This window comes from Dietzia sp. oral taxon 368, from assembly GCF_002999155.1.
Classification (GTDB): domain Bacteria; phylum Actinomycetota; class Actinomycetes; order Mycobacteriales; family Mycobacteriaceae; genus Dietzia; species Dietzia cinnamea.
The window spans coordinates 160,553-179,693 of record NZ_CP027239.1 but is presented as its reverse complement, the minus strand read 5'-3'; the positions used below and the strand labels follow the sequence as shown (position 1 = coordinate 179,693).

Below are 19,141 nucleotides of genomic sequence, written 5' to 3'. Positions count from 1 at the left end.
AGCCTAAGGGCTGGTCGTGTCGGCGTCGGGATAGCCGGACCGGTAGGCCAACGCGCGGTCACGAGCTGCGGCGACCCGCCCGGTCAGCGCATCCAGGTCGTCTGCGGCCGTGCGGGGAGAGTCGTCAGCTGCAGCCAACTGCTTGCCGTGGTCCCTGGCATGCGGGGTGTCGAGGAACCGGTCGAGGTCTGCGACCGACCGGACCAGATCCCGGTGGGCATCCACCAAGGGCAGTAGCTGTTCGGACCACACATGATTCATGCGGTCTGCCAGTGTGGCGAGATCGCGGCGCGTGCGCTCATCGCACGCCCGCTCCTCCATGCGCGCCATGTCGCGCACTTCCCGCTCGTAGGTGCGCAGCTTGTGCAGCAGCGACCAGGTGGCGTCGAGAATCTCGTCGTAGACAAAGCTGGTCTCTCCCAGCGCCCCGCACCGGTAAGCGGTGGACTGCAGGATCTGCACCGTCCCGATGACGAGCTGGTCGGCGGCGTCGGCACACGCCCCGGGAAGGAACTCGCCCCGCACGATCCGTCGTGGCCCCAGGCCTTCGGCGTTGGCAGCCAGCGTGGACTCGAACGCTGCCGCCCGAGAGCGCAGTCGCCGGAACGTCAGCAGCCAGGCCACCGGCAATGCCACCAGTCCGCACACGACCGCCAGCAATGCCGGCAGGCCAACCAGGACGGCGAGCAGCCCGACCGCGACGCCGACGATGACGCCCACAGCGCCGGATCGAGCCGACACCTGGGAGGTGTCGTACTTGGCTTGCGCCTGGGCCAGCCCGGCGATCGTGTCGTGGCGCAGTGGGTTGGCCACCGACACCCACGACCGACCGTTGGTGGTCAGGGTGATCCCGTTGTCCATGGGGCTCCTTGGCTCGTGCGCTGCTCGAAGGCGAGATTATCGCCGCGGTCGTCCCGTTGTGGCGTGGCCGCGGGCGCGGGCGCGTGGCGCCCCGTTGACGACCTGGTCTTCCCGCAGTGCCTGGGACCGGGCTTCGGAACGCAGCATCGGGTACTGCGCTGCGATCAAACGCAGCACTCTGCCCTTGACGATGGCGCCGACGAACTCGTGGTCGTCCCCGTGGGCGTGCTGGCGCAGGAACGTGCGCAGGGAGTCGTACTCCGAACACTGGTGCCTGAGGAAGTTGACCATCAGACGGCACAAGAAGTCCGTCTCGGAATCGAGGCTCGCGGGCCGCGAGGTCGGGTTCCGTCGGTTGTAGTGGGCGATCGACCGCCGGATCAGCGTGGTGGTCGACAGCGCGGGAACGGTGATGTCGATCTGTTCGACTAGCGCGATCAGCGTCTCTCGCCGGTATCGGCGCCCCTTGGTGGTCACGACCGTGCCCGCTGGGCGGGGACGGCCGAGCGGGAGCGCCCGAACCGGAACCTGGACGGCTTCTGATCGGCGGGAACCCACGCCGGGGCGTGGGCCAGGACCGCCCCAAATGCGGCAGCTGAGGCCGGCTCGGGCACCAGGTCGGCCCTGCCAGCCTCGGCTTTGACCGCCGACAGCACCGACGGGTCCTGCCCGAACCCGCCCGTGACCTCCACCAGCGGCTGCGTGGTGGTGGAGGTGCGGTCGTCGGACCAGGCGGACTGAACGTCCTCATGGGCGATCAGCCCGGCCACCACCTTCTGCATGTGCGTGGTGGTGAGCTGCCGCAGTCGGGGGCCGCGGAGTTGACGGGCGCCCAGCGGTGCGGGGAACTCGATGTCGATGGCGGCCGGCCAGGAGCCGGTCTCGGTGCACAGACGGCGCCGACTGGCCGCGACCTGAGAAGCGGCCTCCTCCCACCAGTGCTGGTCCTGCCCGGACAGGTCGATGCCGGCCTCGGCTGCTGCGTCGGCGACGATCACCCGGTCCACACCGCGTGACCCGCCAGCCCGGTCGGTGTGGGTGAACCGCACCCGCGGCACTCCTCGGCGGGAGAAGGAGACCACCGTGATGGTGGCAGTTGATGCCCCGAAGTCCATGACGGTCACGTGGGAGGCCGTCGCGGGTGGCACGGTCTGCGCGGCGATAGCCTCTGGCCAGGGGATGAGAGCGGTGTGGGGAGTCAGGCGGGCTAGTGCCCGTTCGTAGTCGGCGATCTTGCCCGCCGGCCACCAGTGCGGATGCACCCCGATCAGCACAGTCGGTTCGGTCCCGAAGTGGTCTGCGGCAGCCGCCAGCGCTGGTCCGATGGCGACACCGACCAGGGTCGCTCCCGAGAGGGGGACGTCGCCGATGATCTGCGGCGGCAGGTCCAGGAGCAGGTCGGGGCGCGGTGTGTGGTCGACTGCTGACCCCGACCACGTCGACGGGTGCGGCACCCCCTCGATGTCGACGCAAGTCGCCGGCGAGTAGGTGGATCGGCCGTCAACGGTCAGCACTGCCGGGTCCGGTTCCGTTGACGGCTGCGCTGCTGCAGCACTGATCGTGGCCGACCCGAGGTCGACGGCCATCACAGGGGGCATCGGTGTACTGACCTTTCGTTGGCGGTGCGGCTACCAGCATGGGCCATGGGCGTGCCGCCGCCCGTGCGAGCCGATCGCGGCGGCATGAGCCGGTGGGACGATGGCGCCGATTCCGGATATGGACTGCGCGAGAAGGGCCCCGTGGGTGTGAAGAGCAACAAGGCGATGACGGCAGTGCGGAAGTCGGCCGGCGGTGTCCGCGACTGGTTCGCGGGCCAGTCCAGCAGCACCAAGACCGCGATGGGCGCCGGGGCGATGGTGGTCATCATCGGCCTGCTGCTCACCACGACGATGTTCATGTGGGGGCGAGAGCCGAAAACCGACACCACCGCCTACCAGGACTACCTGGTCGATACCGGCGGCCAGGATCTGCCCGCACCGACGTTCACCGGCTGGGTGGGTGAACTGCGCGAGGCCCCGACTGGCATCGCTGAGCCGGACGAGACGATCACGGCGGCCTCCCCTGCCGAGTGCGTGCCCGGTGGGGAGCTGCACCAGAAGGCGCAGGAAGTCTCGCGGGACTGGTCGTCGAGCTGGTCCGGGGAGACGCTGACGTTGGTGGCCTACAACGCGCAGATGACCATCGACATCGCCAACCCCGAGCTCCGCCCGTTGTCGACGATCGACGAGTGGACAGCCGTGTGCCCCCGCACCACTTTCGACAAGGACGGTGTCCACCACGTGCAGAAGGTGCAGGTCCTGCCCGTGGAGAAGGACTACTGGGGCATGGACGACAACCGCGTCTACGTGGTCACGCTGACCCGGCTGCAGGACGGCCGGAACCTGGGCACCACCAGCACCCTGTACGCGGTGTCCCGCTACCGGGACCTGACGATGGAGGGCGCGTTGACGATCCGGGGGTCGGTCACCGACAACGCGATCTCGACTCTGAACCTGCTGTGGGAGCGGCAGATGATGAAGGCCAAAGACATGCGCGACGCCTAGCCGGCGGTGGGGCGCCCCTACGGCGGGGGCTCCGGCATGGCCCGTCGGGCCGGTTCCATCGTCTGCGCCAGCTCGCCGACGAACGCCCGCTCGAAGACGTGCCCGGCAGCGCCGTGGCGCACCTTGATCATCACGACCTGCAGTTCATCAGCGGTGTGGCCGGACTCCTGACCGCCCGTGGCGTAGGGCCGGTGAAGCCCGATGATGACGTCAGAGTCCTGCTCGAGGGACCCTGACCCGCGCAGATCGTCGGCGCGCGGCAGCCGATCGACCTCCACGCTGGACCGGTTGAGCTGAGCCGCCACCACCGCGGCGATGTCGAGTTCCTTGGCCATGTCTTTCCAGCCCTTGGAGAAGTCGCCCAACTCCTCGTGCTGCGCCTTACTGCCCCGGCCTCCCGGGGTGCTCATCCGCTGAATGAAGTCCTGGAACGCGATGTCCAGGTCCACGCCCTCGGCCCGGAACTTCATGCGCGCGGCGGCCAGGACGCGCCGCTGGTCGGCCAGCGTGGATGCCTGGTCGTCGATGATCAGGTGCCAGTTCTGGGTGATGTCGGCCTGCACCTCGGCGATCCGGTCCCACCCGCTGGGCGGGATGTCCTCGGGGAACTTGTAGCGGTCCCGCTTGTAGAGCGCCACCTCCGCGCACACGATGAGCTCGATGATTTCCTGCGCCGGCATCTCGTTGGAGAAGAACACCACCCCCTTGCCGGATTTGCAGGCCGACCGCAGGAAGTCGATGATCACCGACGTCTTGCCGACGCCGGGGCGGGCCGCCACCATCACCAGGTGCTTGCGCTCGAACCCGCCAGGCAGGCGCCCGATTCGTCGTTTGTCCGGATCCGGCGAGTAGATGCCGTCCAGTTCTCGCCACCCGGTCGGCACACCCACCAGCGGAGTGTCCATCGACCGGCGACGCTGCAGCTCCCGCTGGTAGGCGTCGAGCTGGTCCGCGAGGTCGGGCAGCGTGACCGACACATCGGCGCCCACGTCCCGGATCGCATCGAGCTCGTCGAACACCCTGTCCGGTGTCGCCCGCGCGGCCAACAGCCGCGACATCGTCTCGTGAACCTGCCGCAGCTGGGTCGCCTCAATCACCCGCTGCAGATGCACCCTCGGGACGGCCGCGGCCAGTGAGTCAGTGACCAGGCGGGTCACCGCCGCCGGGCCGCCGACGCCGGCGAGTTGCCCTACCTCGTCCAGGGCTTGCATGACGCTGGGGACGTCGATGGCATCGCCGACCCGGTCCAGCGTCGCCACCGCGTGAAAGATCGCCTTGAAGTCGGGTCTGGTGAACGACTCGGTAGACAGTGCCGGCATCGCCGAGCGCAGAAACTCACTGTCGCCGTCGAGCAGGGTGCCGAGCACAACCCGCTCAGACAGGCTGGAGGCGTCCCCGCCCGCACTGTTGGCGGGCTGGACGTGCCCGGGGTGGGTTTCGGTCATGGTGGCGCAGCCTAACGACGGGGAGAGAAGGTGTGCGGACTAGCGGATTTGCCGGGCCAAGGACCGGTGCAGCCGCAGTGCAGGGTCCGGCAGCCCGCCGGGGTCGGACAGAGATGAACCGGGCATCGGCGCGACATCCGCCCCCAGAATCGACACCCGCAGCACCAGGCCCGGAGTGTCCAGCGCCCACGGGTGAGTGTGCTCCGGGGCGGGGAAAGTCTTGCTGACCTGCGAGTCGATGACCCGGGCATCGTCTTCGAGGAGGTGGAACCTGTTGGCCCCGCGCGGCGACAGTGCGTCTTGGACCGCCCTCAGCAGTTTGTCGCCATCTGGGGTGCCCATGGGGGCGAGCCTGGCCGGGGTGTCGCCGACCGCGTCGATGGCCTCGCAGAAACCGCTGAACGGCATGCGGGCCGGCCACGGCACGGTCAGGCATGCGGCGACCTGCACAGGCCCGTTGATCGGCGTCCAGCCACTTCCGGCCTGCAGCCGTGCCCGGCGGGTGATCTCGTCGCGCCAGGCCACCAGCTCGGGGCCGTTGTCGCGGCGGATCTTCCCGGCGGCCACGGCCACCATGGACCCCTGGGTGACGGGGACACCGTGTGCGACCAGCCAGAACACTCCGCCGGTCGCTGCGTCCAGTCCCCCTCGGAAATCGGGGGCAACGGTGCCGGCGCCGGTGCGGGACCCATCTCCCAGGTGCCGGACAGTGGCGGCGACTTTCCGGCCCCCGCCGCGCGCCATAGTGCGCCGACGACTCGGGGGTGCGCTCAAGGGCGCCGCGAGGCCGGCAGCGCATTGCGAGCAGGAGCGTGCCGAGATCGGGATGATGCGGAACTGGCAGTCGGGGCACTGTTTGTGGGTGCCGGACTCCAACAGTTGGCCCAGGTCGATGCTGGTCATGGCCGGACCCTATCGGCGGGTCATGCCGCCGCCACGGCCCCGAACACCGACCGCGCGGTGCGGAGAAATGGCGAGGCGCCCGCCGCGCTGATCAGCCACGATTTCGTCGTGCTGCAGTGTCAGTGCGGCGTGATTTGATGTGGGCAACACGGACCCACCCCGAACGCCGAAGGAACAGTAATGACGACCTTCACCCGCCAGACCCACCCGACCAGCTGGATCGGTTACGCCAGCGCACCGACCAAGCCCGTCGCGGTCAAGCTCACCGCTGACGGCGACGTCACGCAGCGGCCCGTGCGTCCCGAGGTGTACGTCCGCGAGTTCACGTCCGTTCTGGTCAAGGAGATCAAGGTCTCCGACAGGGAGGGCCGCGGCGGGGTGCGCTCGGTGTCGGTGACGTTCGATGCCGCATCCTCGGAGACCGGCAGCGACAAGAAGCTCAGGCACGACTTCTCCGGTTCCACCGTTGAGAGCTCGGAGGTGCACCGAGCGCTGCATTGGGCTCATGAGCATGGCGAACCGGTCTACGTGGCCATCGAGACCCGCCGCCGCTACAAGAACAAGTCCGGCGAGGTCATCCCGTACACCGTGCCGATGTGCGTGCTGCGCGGCTCAGCGCCAGACGGCAGCGGCGCCAACTCGAACATCACGGGCGAGAACTGCGCCAACGTGATCGCCGTCGTGGGTCCCGCCGGCGACCCTTCCCGCAACGTCATCAGTGCGGAAGCCTCCACCAACCCCGAAGAGTGGGACCTGTTCCGGCACAACCGCGACGGCTCCACACCGCCCGAGGGTTGGGTCCGCATCTTCACCGAGGCAGGCGAGACCGGCGGCGCGATCGTCCGCTCCGACAACGCCTCCCCCGCAGCCGCGCCCGGCGCACCGACCGGCGGCGCAGTCGATGCCCGCCAGATCGCCGAGCAGGTCGTCAGCATCATGCGGGGCGACGACACTGACCGGCCCGTACAGCGCCTGCGGTCAGTCGAAAGCAAGCCGTGGGAGCTGGTCAACCTCGACGGTCGACTCAACCCGGCCTCGTACATCGTGCAGTCCGTCCGCTGGGCCCGTAAGGACGCCCTCGACCTGGTGCAGAGCGCCGCCTACGCCGACCCGGAGAAGGCGGCACAGCTGGGCGATGAGCGCCTGAGCCGCGCGGCGACCGAGCTGATCAAGCCGCTCATGTGGGCCGCGAGCCGGGTCCAGCAGACCGCACTGGGCTACCAGCGCCAGACCGAGCCGTCGTGGCGCGAGGCCGCCAAGTGGGTGGCCCAGGTCGCCCTGGCGGAGCAGCCCTTCGTCCTCGAGTACGTCGAGGATCGACACGAGAGCTCCGAATGGATCAAGCGGGTCGCCGCGGCGGCCGGCGACCTGTACGCGCTGGCCCTGGAAGTGGCATCCGACATCGTCGGCGCGCCCTCCAGCGGCGGCCCCGACGGTGGCGGCCACAACGTCCCCGAGCAGGAGTCGGCACAGCAGGCGCCGCCCGAGCAGTCGGCACCGCAGGAGCCCGCGCAGGAGCAGGCACCGGCCCCTGCTCCCGCCGTGGAGAACTCTGCGCTGGCGGTGCCGGAGGGGCAGACCTTGGCCGACCGCCACGACCTGCAGGGCCTGTGGGACGAGCTGATCGAGACCATCGGCATGGCCCAGCACCTTGATCAGCTGAACCCGATCCTGCGGAAGAACTTCGGTACCCACCTGTCGAGCAGGATCCCGGCCGACCGGTTCGAGCGCATGGTGCGCGCGGGTCTGGCCGACCCCAAGGCGTTCACCAAGGCAGCGCACGACGCCTACAAGGAGTACCCCGAGCAGATTCCCGCCTGACAGGCACCCGACTATGTGGTCACATCCGCCCGCATAGTCGGGGCCCGGGCCGCGCCGTAGCCGCCGGAGAGGGCGGCCGTCCCCACGGAGGGTGGGGACGTTAATGCACGTGGAGGCCCCGTGCCCGAACCGCTATCAGGCGGGAACGGCGCGGGACCGGCGAAGCGTGAAGGCCACCGCGGTGGTCACCGTTCGGGAGCAATCCCGAACCCATCCCCAACCACGCGTACACGGAGAAAACCCGCAGCGTAGCGAGTGTGCTCTCCACGCGAGCGTGGACGGTCCGGAGATAGCTGGTGTCTGCATCAGGTGAGGCAAGTGCTCTCCACGCGAGCGGGGATGGTCCTGGGGCCAGCTCCAGCCCGACGCACTGTACGGGGGTCCTCCCCACGCGAGCGGTGATGGTCCCATGCAACGGCGCATCCTCCAGGCCGGCGCCGCGTGCTCCCCACGCGAGCGGCGATGGTCCTCCCCTTCCCTTGCCTTTGACCAGCGAGACTCTGCCGGCGATTCCCGTCAACGTGCAGGTCGCGGAGACGCCACACCGGCAAATCGTCGTGCGATGCTCCTGCCCGAGACCGGCACACCGGCTCACCGCCTGAACCCACGACCTAGGAGACACCATGAGTCAGGGCGACACCCCCATCACCGTCATCGGCAACATCGTCGCCGACCCGGAACTGCGGTTCACCCCGTCGGGCGCCGCGGTCGCCAACTTCCGCATCGCCTCCACCCCGCGCCGCTTCAACTCCCAGACGAACCAGTGGGAAGACGGCGACGGCCTGTTCCTCACCTGCAACGTCTGGCGGCAGGCGGCGGAGAATGTCGCCGAGTCGCTGCAGAAGGGCATGCGCGTCATCGTCAACGGCCGGCTGCGGCAGCGCTCCTACGAGACCCGCGAGGGCGAGAAGCGCACCGTCTACGAGGTCGAGGTCGACGAGGTCGGCCCGTCCCTCAAGTACGCCACCGCCAAGGTCACCCGCACCAGCCGCGGCAACCAGGGCGGCGGCCAGCAGGGTGGCGGCTTCGGCGGCGGCCAGCCCCAGGGAGGTGGCCAGGGCGGCTTCGGTGGTGGTCAGCCCGAGGGAGGCTTCGGCGGCGGCCAGCAGAGTGGCGGCTTCGGAGGTGGTCAGGGATCTGACCAGATCGACGACCCGTGGGGCGCTGCCGCCAGTGCCAACGCGGGCGGAGGCTTCGGCGGCCAGGACGACGAACCCCCGTTCTGATGTAAGCGAGTGTGGCCGGGGCAGCCGGGTAACGCCGGAGGGGACCGCGTTGGGCTGATCGGACGCGTACCGGATGAGGTCCCTCCGGGGCCGCGCTCTCCTCGGGCGGTCATTCCGCCCGAGGAGAGCGAATTGGAACGGGAGAATGAGCGCATGAGCTGGACCAGAGAAGACCTGCCCGACGCGGGGTTAATGTTCGACGTGTACTTCGAGGCGATGGACACAGACGGCGTGGGCGCGATGGGCGCAGTCCTCGACGCGGTCGCGACATGGCTCGACGAGCACCAGCCGAAGCCCGAGTCGCACGAGCAGCGAACGAATCGGACAGACGGCCCCGACGTCGCCAACAGGGCCGAACCGGCCGGCGAGCTGGTGTCAGCAGCAGTCACCACCCGACACCCCGAGCACTACCGGCTCGTCAACGAAGCCGACGGCAGCGAGTGGCGCCTGACCCGCGACGGCTCGTGGACCCGGCTGGAGACAGCCGACCGGCTGCACGCCGAGACCAAGCGCGAGGGGCGAGCCGAAGGATGGGTAGAGGCCGTCTACCACCTCGAGCCGACCATCGGCAGCGCGACGCGGCGTCAAGCGATGGCAGACAACCCGTATCGAGAGGCCGACCAATGATGAGCCCGGACCGCGCAACCGAGCAGGTTGCGGACGCCATCTACCGGGCCCTGCACCGCGATACAGACCCGTACTCCGTGCCGCTCGAGCGAATGGCCCAGAAAGCCGCCCGCGACCTGCAAGAGAAAGGCCTGATCGCGGTCGCCCCGCTCGAGGTGTCGGCGGCATGGGCAGACGGCTACGCGGCCGGCTACCGCGCCCGTCGAGCCGGACAGCAGTACTCCACCGGCGCCGGACCTCGACCAGGCGCACAATCGACGAGAAAAGGTGAGTCATGACCAAGAGCGCAGGGCCCGCTCGGCCGAGCCTTCAAGGCCAGGTATGGGAACGGAAATCGGACAATGCCGAAGTGCTGGTCGTAGAGGACTCCAGTGCCGAATCAGGGGCAGGCAATCGCTCACTACGCCTGCGAAACCTCCGGACCGGCCGGCAGTTCTGGGGAACCCCGGAGGGGCTGGCCCGCAAGTACACGCCGCAGCCGACGGATGAAGCTAGTCCGCCCGGCCAGTCGAGCTCACGAACTCGCCAACCAGATCGGCGACCTGACTAGCTAGCGGCCCGCCGGGCAGGTCGTGCTCTCCCCCAGCGAGCGTGATGAGCCGGGTGCCCTGCGGGAACTTCGCCAGTACACGCCCGGCAGCATCGGGGCCGACCACCTCGTCGGCCCCGCCGGCGACCAGCAGCGTCGGAGCCGGCGCAGTCAGCTCCAGGTCGCGGGCTGCGGCCTTGAACGCGAGATTCTGCGCCAACGCCGCCACCGGCAACGGTTCGCCCTCGTCCTCGGTGTCATCGTCGCGGGTGCCCACGAGGCTTCGCGGGATCGTCGGCACCCGCAGAGTCGACAGGACACCGACCGCAGCCCGCTGCACCGGTGAGACGTCCACGCTCGGGGAGATCAACACCGCGGCGTCGACCAGGTGCTCGGCGAGCGCGAACAGGCCAGTGGTGGCGCCCAGCGAATAGCCGACCAGCACCACCCGGTCGGCGCGGTCGCGGAGCTGCGCGACCGCGGAACGCATGTCCTCGACCCACGCGGTCCACGGCGTAGTCGCCAGCGCTGCCGCGTCGGAGCCGTGCCCGGACAGCGACAGTCGCTCCACGATCAGGCCGGCGTCGCCCAGCTGCGGGGCGATGGTGTCCCAGGTGTCGGTGTCGCCACCAAACCCATGCACGAGCAGTACCGCGATTGTCATGGGCTCCAGTGTGCAGGCAGCCGTAGTCGGCGCCAGCAGCGGAGCCTCTCCGGGCCGCCTCTCCCCCGCCGCGAGCCGAGAAAATGCGGGCTGACGTCGATGAATGGCGACCTGCTGCAGTTGAAAACGGTCGAGGTTTAGTTGAGTCATCGCAAACCCCACCCCTGGAGGAGGAACGATGAGCACTCCGCTCAAGGTCACCAACCGAGTCCCGTTCGAGCACCAGCTCGGGACCGACATCAGCGCCGCCCGCACCGTCGACGAAGCGCTGACCATCGCCGGCCTGAACTGGGGCCTGCGCGACATCCCCGGCGACTCCGTCACCCTCATGGCCGCTGACGGCATCACCATCGGCAGCATGCCCGGCCGACGGTTCATCGTCCGCGACGACGACAACACCATCCTGGCCGCCGTCGGCTCCCGCTACACCACCATCGACAACGCGGCAGCCTTCGAGGTCGCCGACCACGCCCACATGCTCGGCGCCCAGTTCGACGCCGCTGGCGAGGTCGACCACGGCCGCACCACGTATATGTCGATGTCGATTCCCGAGGCGACCACCGCGATCGGCGGTAACGATCCCGTGGAGTTCAAGGTCGTGATGTCGACCTCCCACGCTGGAGAGGGGGCTGCGGTGCAGTCCGTGACCGCCCGGCGGCTGGTCTGCACCAATGGCCTGACAATCGGCGTCAACAACGGCTCAACGCCCCGTACCTGGTCGATCCGGCACTCCGCGTCCGCCGATCAGCGGCTCATCGAGGCCCGCACCGCCATGCAGGGCGCTATGCAGTACGCCAAGGCATTCACCGCCCACGCCGAAGCGCTCATCGCCAGCCCCATGACCACCAACGAGTTCGACCGGTTCCTGGCCGAGCTCGACCCCCGCCCCGACGAGGGCCGCAAGACCTCCGTCACTCGCTGGGAGAACCGGCGCAACACCCTGATGGACCTGTGGGGCACCGCCTTCACCCAGGAGGAGGGCCGCCACACCCGATGGGCGGCGCTCAACAGCGTCGGCGAGTTCCTGGACTGGCACAAGAACACCCGCGGCGGAGAATCCGCCCGCGCCCTGTCGCAGTTCAACGACACCAACGCTGCCTTCCGGCAGCGCGCGTTCCAGCTTCTGCAGCCCGCCTAGACCCGCCAGAGCCGGCCGAAGGGCCCGACCCTGACTCACGGGGCCGGGCCCTTGCCCATACCCCGCGAAAACGGCGCCAGGCCCCGGCATGAGCAGGTGGGACGATGTGGCCGACCCACCACCGGAAGGACAGCGAATCTATGGCTCGCGGCCGGAAACGCCCCCCATCGAGGATCCAGCAGCAGGCGCAGAAGCAGGGGCAGCAGCTGCTCAGCGACTGGGCTGCACTGACCTGGGTGAAGGACGGCACCAAGCTCGGCCCCGTCCCGCTGGTGGCGGTGAACTGGGCAATGCTGGCCGCACTGATCGCGGCGCTGTACTTTGCCGTCGTGCCGCGCATGTGGGCCGGCATCGCCCTGGCCGTGTTCCTGCTCTACACGCTGTCCCGGGCCGGGGCGGTGATGCCCAGACGGCGCAAAGCCACCGCCGCGATCTACGCGGCGATGCAACGCCCTGCGGCCCTACCCAGGTCCACGGCCACCACTCCGGTCAGCCCCGACTCCTACGTCACAGTCGCCAAGTGGGGCGCCAAGGCCAAGCCGAGCACCTTCACGCTCACCGTCGGTCCCGACTCCCCCGCCACCACCGCCCCCTATCTGCGGATGCCGCTCGAGCAGGCGATCCAGAAAGCCACGCCTCCGCCCGCGGACGGACAGGAATGGATCTTCGAGTGGGCTGACGCCTCACACGTGACGGCCACCGCCGTGCCCGCTGAGGACCCCCGCGTCTGGCAGCGCAGCCACGACCGCAAGATGGCCCGATCGCTCGGCGACCGGGCCCTGTTCGACGCTGCCCGCAACGCCGGCGACTACGACTTCGCCCTGACCGTGGAAGAGCGCACCGAGAGCGAACGCAACGGCACGACCTACCAGTTCCCCACGAAGGTGACCTGGTCATACGGCGGGTTCGATGCCACCGACCCCCAGTTTCGTGAGCGTGTCACCGCCGAGTTCGATCGCAAGGTCCGCGGCCCCGGCGTGTGGGTCTACGACTGGTCCACCGACGGGGAGCTGCAGATCGAGCTCGTCCCGGACGACGACCTGCGGGCCCGCCGCAAAATCGTCGCCCGCAAGATCATCGCCGACGTCTACTCGATGATCCGCACCACCAAGACCACCAGCATCGACTGCGAAGTCACCCGATGGATGCCCGAGGGCAAGAAGTTCCCCGAGCACTACCCGGTGGCGGTGTCCATCGACTTCGACACCCTCAACCTCGGCGATCGCCGCGTCCGCAACAAGTTCGAGTCCGACTTCGACACCGCCATGGAGGCCAGCTACCAGGGCCTGACCTGGCTGTACGACTGGACGCCTGGCGGAACCACCCGGCTCGAGGCGACCGCGTACCCGTCCCGCAGCATGCAGGCCCGCCGCAAGGTCACCGAACGCAACCTGCGCAACGTGATCGAGTCCAAGTTCGGCTCCAGCAAGAACTTCGTCGACTGCGACATCCTCGAGTGGCAACCCGAACTCAGCGCCGACGGCTCGGCGATGGTGCAGGTCGCCGAGGTGAAGTTCGGGTCCATGGACGTCAACGCCCGCGACACCCGCGACGGGTTCCAAGACCACTGGGACAGCCTGAGCACCGACAACGACTGGCACTACTCGTGGGACGCCCCCAAGGGGAAGGTCACCATCACCGCGGTGCCTCCACTGCCGACAGAATTGGCCTTCCCCGAGCCCGGCACACCCGAGTTCGACGAGGCGGTCACGCTCGCCCACAAGGGGATTTTCCGGTTCGGCCCACAGAAGGGCGGAGGCTGGCTGGACTGGGATCTCGGAGAGACTCCGCACGGCCTGATCGGCGGCAAGACGGGATCCGGGAAGTCGGTAGCCCTGTCGATCGTGCTGTTCTACGCGATGTACCTGCCCGACGTCCTGTCGGTGATCGTGTGCGACCCCAAACGCACCGACTTCACCTGGACCCCAGAGTTCCCCTCGGTGATCCGATTCGCCGCCACCGACGAAGAAATCTGCGCCGCTGTCGGCGCGGCACGAGCGAGCATGGACGCCGCTCAAACCCTGCTCAACCGCACCCAGGCCCGCAACCTGGGCCTGCTGCGCGCCAAGTACGCCCAGCAACCGGAACTGGAAGCGCAATACGGACCGGTGCCCAAGCGGGTCATCCTGTTCTTCGACGAGATCGCCGACTTCCTGGCCCGCGGCGCGGACAGCGAGACGGAGGAACTCAAGGACGAAGCCCGAGCCAGCCTCGAGAAAATCGCCCGGCTCGGCCGAGCCCTGGAAACCAACATCGTGTGCGCCGCCCAGAAGCCGGACGCCAAGATCATCTCCACCCAGCTGCGCTCCCAGCTCGGATTCCGACTCGGCGTCGGCCCCCTGGACCAGTACGAGTCCGAGCAGATCCTCAACTCCAACCACGGCACCCGCTTCCCGGAGGCCGGCACCCCCAAGGGCCGAGCGTGGGGCTACGACCCCAAGAACGGGTACCGGCAGGTGCAGGTCATGTTCCTGCCCGACGACCCGATGCCGTGCCCCTGGGACCCCGCGCAAACGCTGCGAGGCACCAAAGACATGACCCGCGAACGACTACGCAACCTCGGCTACCAGCAGATCACCGTCACCAACGCCGACGGCGGCCAGGAACCCCGATGGGTGATCCTCGACGAGGGCAGCAGCGAGGCTGCGGCGCCCGCTACCTCCGCCGAACCTGCCCAGCTGTATCTGGTCACGGACAGCGACGACGCCCCCGGCTCCGATCACCCAGACGAAGCTCCTGAGCTCGACTCGCAGGACGACGAGCTCGAGGATCAACCGACTCTGCCTGGTCCCGATACCACGCCCGCACTGGACGAACCGTCGGGGCCCACAGCTAAGGCCCGCGGCGGACGCCGTGCGTCTACGCCGGCGGGACGCTCTCACCCTGTGAACGTGGAACCCGAGCGCCCGGTGAATGCGGCCGACGAGTTCGACGAAGAACCTTCGATCTGGAGCTAAATCCCCTGTCCGCCGCTGGACCCAGGGCGCGTCTAGCTCTGACCGCATCGTTGGCGAACGTCCGGGTCGGCAAACCACCAGTCGATGCCATCGGGGTCGATCCAGCTAGACGGTTCGCTGGCGCCTGCGACACGCACGTCGCCGGCGCCCGGGTATTCGACGGAGAACTCGATCGAGTCTCGGCCGTAGAGCATTTCCGGGGAACGCCTCTTTCCCATTCCATAGACCTGCTTCGGAATGAAGCCAAAGTCTACGTAAGGGAGAGACTCGAAAGGGACGCTGCTTTGGTAGATATTTGAGCGAACAACATTGTCAGGATCCTTCCAGAAGACCTGAAAGAACACGCCTCGAACGTAGATATTGTTCGGGGAAACATTCAACAGTCGAACCGTCGCCTTCGTAGGTGCGTAGCTGGCAAAATAGGCATGGCCGGCCGACTCGCCAGGTTCCGGCACTGGCGGAATCCCGGGACCGAACTTCCTTTCCCAGTCGATCTCAAAGTGCTCGACGATTGGCGCTAGGCAATCGTGATCAGGCCAGTTGGCCGGTGTCACCGTCGTGGTTTGGGGGCCCTTCCGAAAGTGGGCGGCAAGACGGCGGTGAGTCCGCACGGTTACCGTGGGGCGCGTCGCCGCCCGGCGGCACCGACACCCGAGGGAGATACGACCATGGCCAAGGCCGCCAGACGCCGACGCCCGATCCTGCGCTACACCGCCATCGCCGCCACGGCGGTGCTGCTTCCGGCCGTCGCGTACTCGATCTGGGCGGTGTCCCGCGACTACGAGATGAGCTCGGCCCTGGAGATCGAGGCCACTGCTGACGAGGTGTGGGCCGTACTGGCCGACCGCGAATCGTACCCGCGGTGGAATCCCTTCATCGTCTCCTCCGCCGGCGACCTGGTCGAGGGCGGGACGTTGACCAACGAACTGATCGACACCAACGGCGGGAGCATGACCTTCACGCCGACGGTCCTCACCGTGGAGCCCGGCCGGGAGCTGCGGTGGAAGGGTTCGGTGATGCTGCCGGGGATCTTCGACGGCGAGCACTGGTTCACCATCGAGCCCGCCGGCGACGGCCGGGTGGTCCTGCACCAGGAGGAACGGTTCTCCGGAATCGCGGTGCCACCGATGATCGGCTCGATCCGCGAGACGACTCTCCCTATGTTCGACCGGATGAACGAGGCCCTGGCCGCCGAGGTATCGCGGCGGCGCTGAGCATGCCCGGCGCCTGCGGGGCGTAACGCAGCACGGTCACCGGGTAAGGTGCACTGCCCAGCCAGCGTGTTTGAGATCCGGCTGTCGGGTGGGTGTGCGCTTGGGCGTGATGCGCCGGCAGCGCTTGAGCGCCGCATGAACGGTTGACGGCGCCATTTCCAACCAGCCCGCGAGCTGGACCGGGCCGAGGCGCTTGCGGATCCGCAAGTGCACGATCTTCTTCACCCGTGGGCCAGGACGCCCGGAAACAGTCTGCTGCTGCGGCAAGGCGGAGCCCGGTTTGGGTGGACGTCACTGTGCTCGTTACGACTACCTCTTCGGTAGCCGCCCCGCAGCCGCTCACGAGAACCAAGGCGCAGATCAAGCCCACCGGCGTCCAAAGCCGATCAGCTAGGCGCCGACTGCAGGCCTCGTTACGCCTGGTCTTCCCCACGATCGCTGGCCTCCAGGTGACTTCGTACTAGGCGGCCATTCTCTCACCAGCCCCCTGACCGCGATCCGCAGGCCAGCGATACACCGGCATGACCAACACGCCTATGCCGGAGGCGAGTCACGCGCCGAGGCGCCACCGGCATGACCATGAGGGAGGATCAGGGCATCGGATACAGACAGCGGATACGCCCACGGGCGTAGGGAAAGGGGCACCCCGGTGCGACTCGTCTCGACAGTGATCCTCGCCCTGGTCCTCACCGGCGTCGGATGGGGATTTCTGACCTGGGCGGCCGACGGCAAGCAGCCCTTCTCCGAAGGGTGGTGGCCGACGTTCTACGCCAACGTCGAATCTGCCGTCGATTTCGGTGGCGACACCGTCGAAGACAAGCTGCCCGACCCGGCAAACCTGCCCATGCCGGACCTGGGTGGCGACATCCCGGACCTGGACTCCACCGATCAGGACTTCGTTCCCATCCCCGGCGCCCCAGACCGTCCCAACCCGCTCGACTCCGGGGCCGGCGCCGGGCAGCCCGCGATCCCGGCGCCCTGACCCAGAAAGGCCAGCGACATGAAGTGGATCTTCGGCATCATCGGGGCGCTCGTCCTGTGGGGAGTACTGCAGGGCGCCACAGAGGTCGATCTCAGCCAAGGGCAAGACACCATCGTGGACGCCGCCAAGAAGATCATCGGCGGCGCCGCCGACACCACGATCCTGCTGCTGCCCAAGGCCATCGACGCTCTGACCAGCCTGGTCGACAAGATTCCTGACAACGGCAGCTACAACCCGCCCACCATCGGCGAGTAAGGAGCCCCCCAATGGTCATGGGCCCGACACATGCAATGAGCGGAGCTGCCGCCGGACTGGCCTTAGGCGCGTTCCTGCCCGCCCACTGGGGCGGAGCAGAATCCGCGGCCGAACTGTTCGTCTTCGCCGGCGTCACCGCCGGCGCGGCACTACTGCCTGACCTCGACACCCCGCAGGGCACCCTCGCTCGATCTTTCGGCCTGGTCTCCACCACCGCGGCACACGTCGTGGAGAACACCTCCCAGGCGATCTACAACGTGACCAAGACCCGCAAAGACGACCCGATCAACAACGGGCACCGCACGGCGACACACACCATCTGGTTCGCCATGCTGGCAGGTGGCGCCGTCTCCGCCCTGGTCGGCAGCTTCGGGAAAACCGCAGCTGTGGGCGTGCTGTTCTTCATGCTCGGCCTGGCCATCCGCGGACTGGCACCCACGTGGACCAAGAAACAGGACTGGTTGTACGTCACCGGATTATCGCTGGCGCTGGCGCTGGCGGTCTGGGCGATCTTGCCTGCCTCCGCTGGCAGCGCAGCCCTCGGCGCCGCCGTCGCCGTCGGCTGCCTAACCCACCTGCTGGGCGACATGATCACCAAGCGGGGCGTCCCGCTGCTCGGTGGCGTGGTGTCGATCGGCGGCAAACGGTGGTGGGACTTCGGCCCGCCCGCGCCCCTACGGATCCGGGCGAACGGGATGGCCGACCGGATCCTGCTGTCGGCCTGCACTGGGGCGGTGCTCCTGCTCAGCTACTACGCGCTCGCCGACCCGTCAGTGCTTGGCGGCGACTTCGGGGCAGCGGCCGTCGCTCTGCCCTAGAAGTCGAGCCGCTCGTCGGCGGTGGCGATCACCGCGTCGATGGCCTCCTTAGCCTTCTGTGCACGGTCGACGATGTTGCGGGTCTGCTGTAGGAGCTGCTTGAGCTCGTCGAGCTCGTCGTCGTCGACGATGTCCAGGAACTGCGGCAGTTCCTTCTGCACCGCGATCACGTCCGGCAGATGACCGCCGATCTCCCGAATGTCCTGCAGGTGCTGCACGTAGTTGGCGTTGGCGCGCATCTGCGACAACGCATCCGAGGCATTGATCACCGGTGCACTGCCCTCGTCGCCGAAGTCGTCGCCGTCGTCGAACGAACCGAACGCATCGAGCGCCGGCGAGGACGGGCCCGCGGTGCCCGAGTCTGCCTCGTCGGGATCTGAGTCGTCGAAGTCGTCGTCGGCATCGCCGAGGCCGGCACCGCCTGCCGGCCTGGATTCAGGGGACGGGCTGCCGAAGTCCTCGTCGTCGTCGCCGCTGGTGGCGGCGCTGCCGTTGCGGCTCTCTCCCCCGCCACGTTCCGCGGCAGCCTCGGACAGGGTCGAGTTGAGTACGTCCTGCACATCATCGGGGCTGGCGTTCTTGTCGGCGATCGACGCCGCCACCCGGTCGCTGATGGTGTCGACGAGCTCGAGGTCCGCGCTCATGCCGCCGCCGAGCTCACGCAGGGTGCGCTCCGGGATCTCCAGGTCGCCCGGATCGACACCGGTGCGCTCGGAGATGGCCCACAGCATCCACGACACGCGGGCCATGCGGTGGACGTGGGAACGGCTGTACGGCTTGCCGGTCGACGGGTTGACGGCAGTGCCACCCAAGCTGCGCAGCATCAGATCCCGCGGGTTGGCGTAGCCGAGCGGCACCCAGGCCTGCCGGCGGATGATCTCGACGACAGTGTCGTAGAACGTCTCCGCCGCGGCTATGGCCCGCTCCACCAGTTCTTCGGCCTCTGGCTTGCTGCAGGGCCCCTGGCCGGGTTCAGCAACCTCAGCGGCCGGGCGTCGAGCGGCGGTCGCTGTCGAGGTGCCGAGCACGGCGTTCATCGCGTCGTCGACGGCGCTGTCTGCGGGCATGAGGGCCTCCCTGAGGGTCCGATTGGTGTCGCTGATGGTAGGTGCTGCTCATGCCGCCGCCCCGCCCCGAAAACCGGGACGGGGCGGGCGT

Annotated in this window: 19 protein-coding genes and 1 pseudogene; 11 read left to right on the top strand and 9 right to left on the bottom strand. The window is 68.4% G+C overall.

The genetic code is table 11. The features are described 5' to 3' along the window. Positions 1 to 3: 3 nt before the first annotated feature. From C3V38_RS16855 to C3V38_RS16845, 3 genes are read right to left on the bottom strand one after another with little or no spacing between them, the layout of a single operon-like run. On the bottom strand, positions 4 to 861 hold the full coding sequence (locus C3V38_RS16855; RefSeq protein WP_106386854.1) for a hypothetical protein: 858 nt from the start codon (positions 859 to 861) through the stop codon (positions 4 to 6). Between the two features lie 36 nt (positions 862 to 897). Beyond that, a complete protein-coding gene (locus tag C3V38_RS16850) occupies positions 898 to 1,338 on the bottom strand; it encodes a hypothetical protein (protein ID WP_106386853.1) in 441 nt (146 codons plus the stop codon). Then, on the bottom strand, positions 1,335 to 2,459 hold the full coding sequence (locus tag C3V38_RS16845; protein ID WP_129591239.1) for an Hsp70 family protein: 1,125 nt from the start codon (positions 2,457 to 2,459) through the stop codon (positions 1,335 to 1,337). The genes C3V38_RS16850 and C3V38_RS16845 overlap by 4 nt, the downstream gene beginning before the upstream one ends. 45 nt (positions 2,460 to 2,504) lie before the next feature. Here C3V38_RS16845 and C3V38_RS16840 point away from each other — a divergent pair, with 45 nt between their 5' ends. Beyond that, the gene (locus C3V38_RS16840) at positions 2,505 to 3,404 is read left to right on the top strand and encodes a hypothetical protein (protein WP_106386851.1); all 900 of its coding nucleotides are present in this window, start codon (positions 2,505 to 2,507) and stop codon (positions 3,402 to 3,404) included. Between the two features lie 17 nt (positions 3,405 to 3,421). Here C3V38_RS16840 and C3V38_RS16835 read toward each other — a convergent pair whose 3' ends face one another. Then, positions 3,422 to 4,849: a replicative DNA helicase gene (locus C3V38_RS16835; RefSeq protein WP_106386850.1), complete on the bottom strand. Its 1,428-nt coding sequence runs from the start codon at positions 4,847 to 4,849 to the stop codon at positions 3,422 to 3,424. 39 nt (positions 4,850 to 4,888) lie between these two features. Then, on the bottom strand, positions 4,889 to 5,752 hold the full coding sequence (locus tag C3V38_RS16830) for a RusA family crossover junction endodeoxyribonuclease (protein WP_129591237.1): 864 nt from the start codon (positions 5,750 to 5,752) through the stop codon (positions 4,889 to 4,891). 180 nt (positions 5,753 to 5,932) lie between these two features. Here C3V38_RS16830 and C3V38_RS16825 point away from each other — a divergent pair, with 180 nt between their 5' ends. From C3V38_RS16825 to C3V38_RS17450, 4 genes are all read left to right on the top strand, one after another. After that, on the top strand, positions 5,933 to 7,573 hold the full coding sequence (locus tag C3V38_RS16825) for a hypothetical protein (protein ID WP_106386848.1): 1,641 nt from the start codon (positions 5,933 to 5,935) through the stop codon (positions 7,571 to 7,573). Between the two features lie 623 nt (positions 7,574 to 8,196). After that, positions 8,197 to 8,799 carry a single-stranded DNA-binding protein gene (locus C3V38_RS16820; protein WP_106386847.1) on the top strand — a complete coding sequence of 201 codons (603 nt, stop codon included), beginning with the start codon at positions 8,197 to 8,199 and terminating at the stop codon, positions 8,797 to 8,799. Positions 8,800 to 8,952: 153 nt separating this feature from the next. Continuing rightward, positions 8,953 to 9,426 (top strand): hypothetical protein, encoded by a 474-nt coding sequence (locus C3V38_RS16815; RefSeq protein ID WP_129591236.1) that lies wholly within the window; start codon positions 8,953 to 8,955, stop codon positions 9,424 to 9,426. Next, on the top strand, positions 9,423 to 9,704 hold the full coding sequence (locus C3V38_RS17450; RefSeq protein ID WP_129591235.1) for a hypothetical protein: 282 nt from the start codon (positions 9,423 to 9,425) through the stop codon (positions 9,702 to 9,704). Before C3V38_RS16815 ends, C3V38_RS17450 begins: the two co-directional genes overlap by 4 nt. A 213-nt stretch (positions 9,705 to 9,917) precedes the next feature. Here the strand turns inward: C3V38_RS17450 and C3V38_RS16810 are convergent, their stop codons facing one another. Then, a complete protein-coding gene (locus C3V38_RS16810) occupies positions 9,918 to 10,619 on the bottom strand; it encodes a carboxylesterase (RefSeq protein ID WP_165001196.1) in 702 nt (233 codons plus the stop codon). Positions 10,620 to 10,797: 178 nt separating this feature from the next. Here C3V38_RS16810 and C3V38_RS16805 point away from each other — a divergent pair, with 178 nt between their 5' ends. Together C3V38_RS16805 and C3V38_RS16800 are read left to right on the top strand one after the other, a co-directional pair. Beyond that, positions 10,798 to 11,757: a DUF932 domain-containing protein gene (locus C3V38_RS16805; protein WP_106386844.1), complete on the top strand. Its 960-nt coding sequence runs from the start codon at positions 10,798 to 10,800 to the stop codon at positions 11,755 to 11,757. Between the two features lie 140 nt (positions 11,758 to 11,897). After that, entirely contained in the window at positions 11,898 to 14,714 is a 2,817-nt protein-coding gene (locus tag C3V38_RS16800; RefSeq protein ID WP_165001195.1) for an FtsK/SpoIIIE domain-containing protein, read from the top strand. Between the two features lie 32 nt (positions 14,715 to 14,746). Here C3V38_RS16800 and C3V38_RS17445 read toward each other — a convergent pair whose 3' ends face one another. Then, a complete protein-coding gene (locus tag C3V38_RS17445; protein ID WP_129591234.1) occupies positions 14,747 to 15,268 on the bottom strand; it encodes a hypothetical protein in 522 nt (173 codons plus the stop codon). 114 nt (positions 15,269 to 15,382) lie between these two features. Between C3V38_RS17445 and C3V38_RS16795 the strand changes: the two genes are divergently transcribed. After that, positions 15,383 to 15,928, top strand: a complete 546-nt coding sequence (locus tag C3V38_RS16795; protein WP_106386842.1) for an SRPBCC domain-containing protein — start codon at positions 15,383 to 15,385, stop codon at positions 15,926 to 15,928. A gap of 117 nt (positions 15,929 to 16,045) precedes the next feature. Here C3V38_RS16795 and C3V38_RS18150 read toward each other — a convergent pair. Further along, positions 16,046 to 16,150: pseudogene (locus C3V38_RS18150) on the bottom strand (IS481 family transposase); the annotation flags it as partial. Positions 16,151 to 16,577: 427 nt separating this feature from the next. On the opposite strand from C3V38_RS18150, the gene C3V38_RS16790 reads away from it, so the two are divergent. From C3V38_RS16790 to C3V38_RS16780, 3 genes are read left to right on the top strand one after another with little or no spacing between them, the layout of a single operon-like run. After that, positions 16,578 to 16,910, top strand: coding sequence for a hypothetical protein (locus C3V38_RS16790; RefSeq protein ID WP_106386841.1), 333 nt, complete (start codon positions 16,578 to 16,580; stop codon positions 16,908 to 16,910). Between the two features lie 18 nt (positions 16,911 to 16,928). Beyond that, complete coding sequence (locus tag C3V38_RS16785; RefSeq protein WP_106386840.1) at positions 16,929 to 17,165, top strand: hypothetical protein; 237 nt, start codon at positions 16,929 to 16,931, stop codon at positions 17,163 to 17,165. Between the two features lie 11 nt (positions 17,166 to 17,176). Further along, positions 17,177 to 17,983: a metal-dependent hydrolase gene (locus tag C3V38_RS16780; RefSeq protein ID WP_106386839.1), complete on the top strand. Its 807-nt coding sequence runs from the start codon at positions 17,177 to 17,179 to the stop codon at positions 17,981 to 17,983. Here the strand turns inward: C3V38_RS16780 and C3V38_RS16775 are convergent. Then, entirely contained in the window at positions 17,980 to 19,050 is a 1,071-nt protein-coding gene (locus C3V38_RS16775; RefSeq protein ID WP_106386838.1) for a hypothetical protein, read from the bottom strand. The two genes, C3V38_RS16780 and C3V38_RS16775, sit on opposite strands and share 4 nt — an antisense overlap. Positions 19,051 to 19,141 lie beyond the last annotated feature (91 nt).

What these genes read in the sequence shown, in the direction of transcription:
- C3V38_RS16855 (WP_106386854.1), bottom strand. Translation starts at nt 861, where the DNA reads ATGGACAACGGGATCACCCTGACCACCAACGGTCGGTCGTGGGTGTCG.
- C3V38_RS16845 (WP_129591239.1), bottom strand. Translation starts at nt 2,459, where the DNA reads ATGCCCCCTGTGATGGCCGTCGACCTCGGGTCGGCCACGATCAGTGCT.
- C3V38_RS16840 (WP_106386851.1), top strand. Translation starts at nt 2,505, where the DNA reads ATGGGCGTGCCGCCGCCCGTGCGAGCCGATCGCGGCGGCATGAGCCGG.
- C3V38_RS16835 (WP_106386850.1), bottom strand. Translation starts at nt 4,849, where the DNA reads ATGACCGAAACCCACCCCGGGCACGTCCAGCCCGCCAACAGTGCGGGC.
- C3V38_RS16830 (WP_129591237.1), bottom strand. Translation starts at nt 5,752, where the DNA reads ATGACCAGCATCGACCTGGGCCAACTGTTGGAGTCCGGCACCCACAAA.
- C3V38_RS16825 (WP_106386848.1), top strand. Translation starts at nt 5,933, where the DNA reads ATGACGACCTTCACCCGCCAGACCCACCCGACCAGCTGGATCGGTTAC.
- C3V38_RS16820 (WP_106386847.1), top strand. Translation starts at nt 8,197, where the DNA reads ATGAGTCAGGGCGACACCCCCATCACCGTCATCGGCAACATCGTCGCC.
- C3V38_RS16815 (WP_129591236.1), top strand. Translation starts at nt 8,953, where the DNA reads ATGAGCTGGACCAGAGAAGACCTGCCCGACGCGGGGTTAATGTTCGAC.
- C3V38_RS17450 (WP_129591235.1), top strand. Translation starts at nt 9,423, where the DNA reads ATGATGAGCCCGGACCGCGCAACCGAGCAGGTTGCGGACGCCATCTAC.
- C3V38_RS16810 (WP_165001196.1), bottom strand. Translation starts at nt 10,619, where the DNA reads ATGACAATCGCGGTACTGCTCGTGCATGGGTTTGGTGGCGACACCGAC.
- C3V38_RS16805 (WP_106386844.1), top strand. Translation starts at nt 10,798, where the DNA reads ATGAGCACTCCGCTCAAGGTCACCAACCGAGTCCCGTTCGAGCACCAG.
- C3V38_RS16800 (WP_165001195.1), top strand. Translation starts at nt 11,898, where the DNA reads ATGGCTCGCGGCCGGAAACGCCCCCCATCGAGGATCCAGCAGCAGGCG.
- C3V38_RS16795 (WP_106386842.1), top strand. Translation starts at nt 15,383, where the DNA reads ATGGCCAAGGCCGCCAGACGCCGACGCCCGATCCTGCGCTACACCGCC.
- C3V38_RS16785 (WP_106386840.1), top strand. Translation starts at nt 16,929, where the DNA reads ATGAAGTGGATCTTCGGCATCATCGGGGCGCTCGTCCTGTGGGGAGTA.
- C3V38_RS16780 (WP_106386839.1), top strand. Translation starts at nt 17,177, where the DNA reads ATGGTCATGGGCCCGACACATGCAATGAGCGGAGCTGCCGCCGGACTG.
- C3V38_RS16775 (WP_106386838.1), bottom strand. Translation starts at nt 19,050, where the DNA reads ATGCCCGCAGACAGCGCCGTCGACGACGCGATGAACGCCGTGCTCGGC.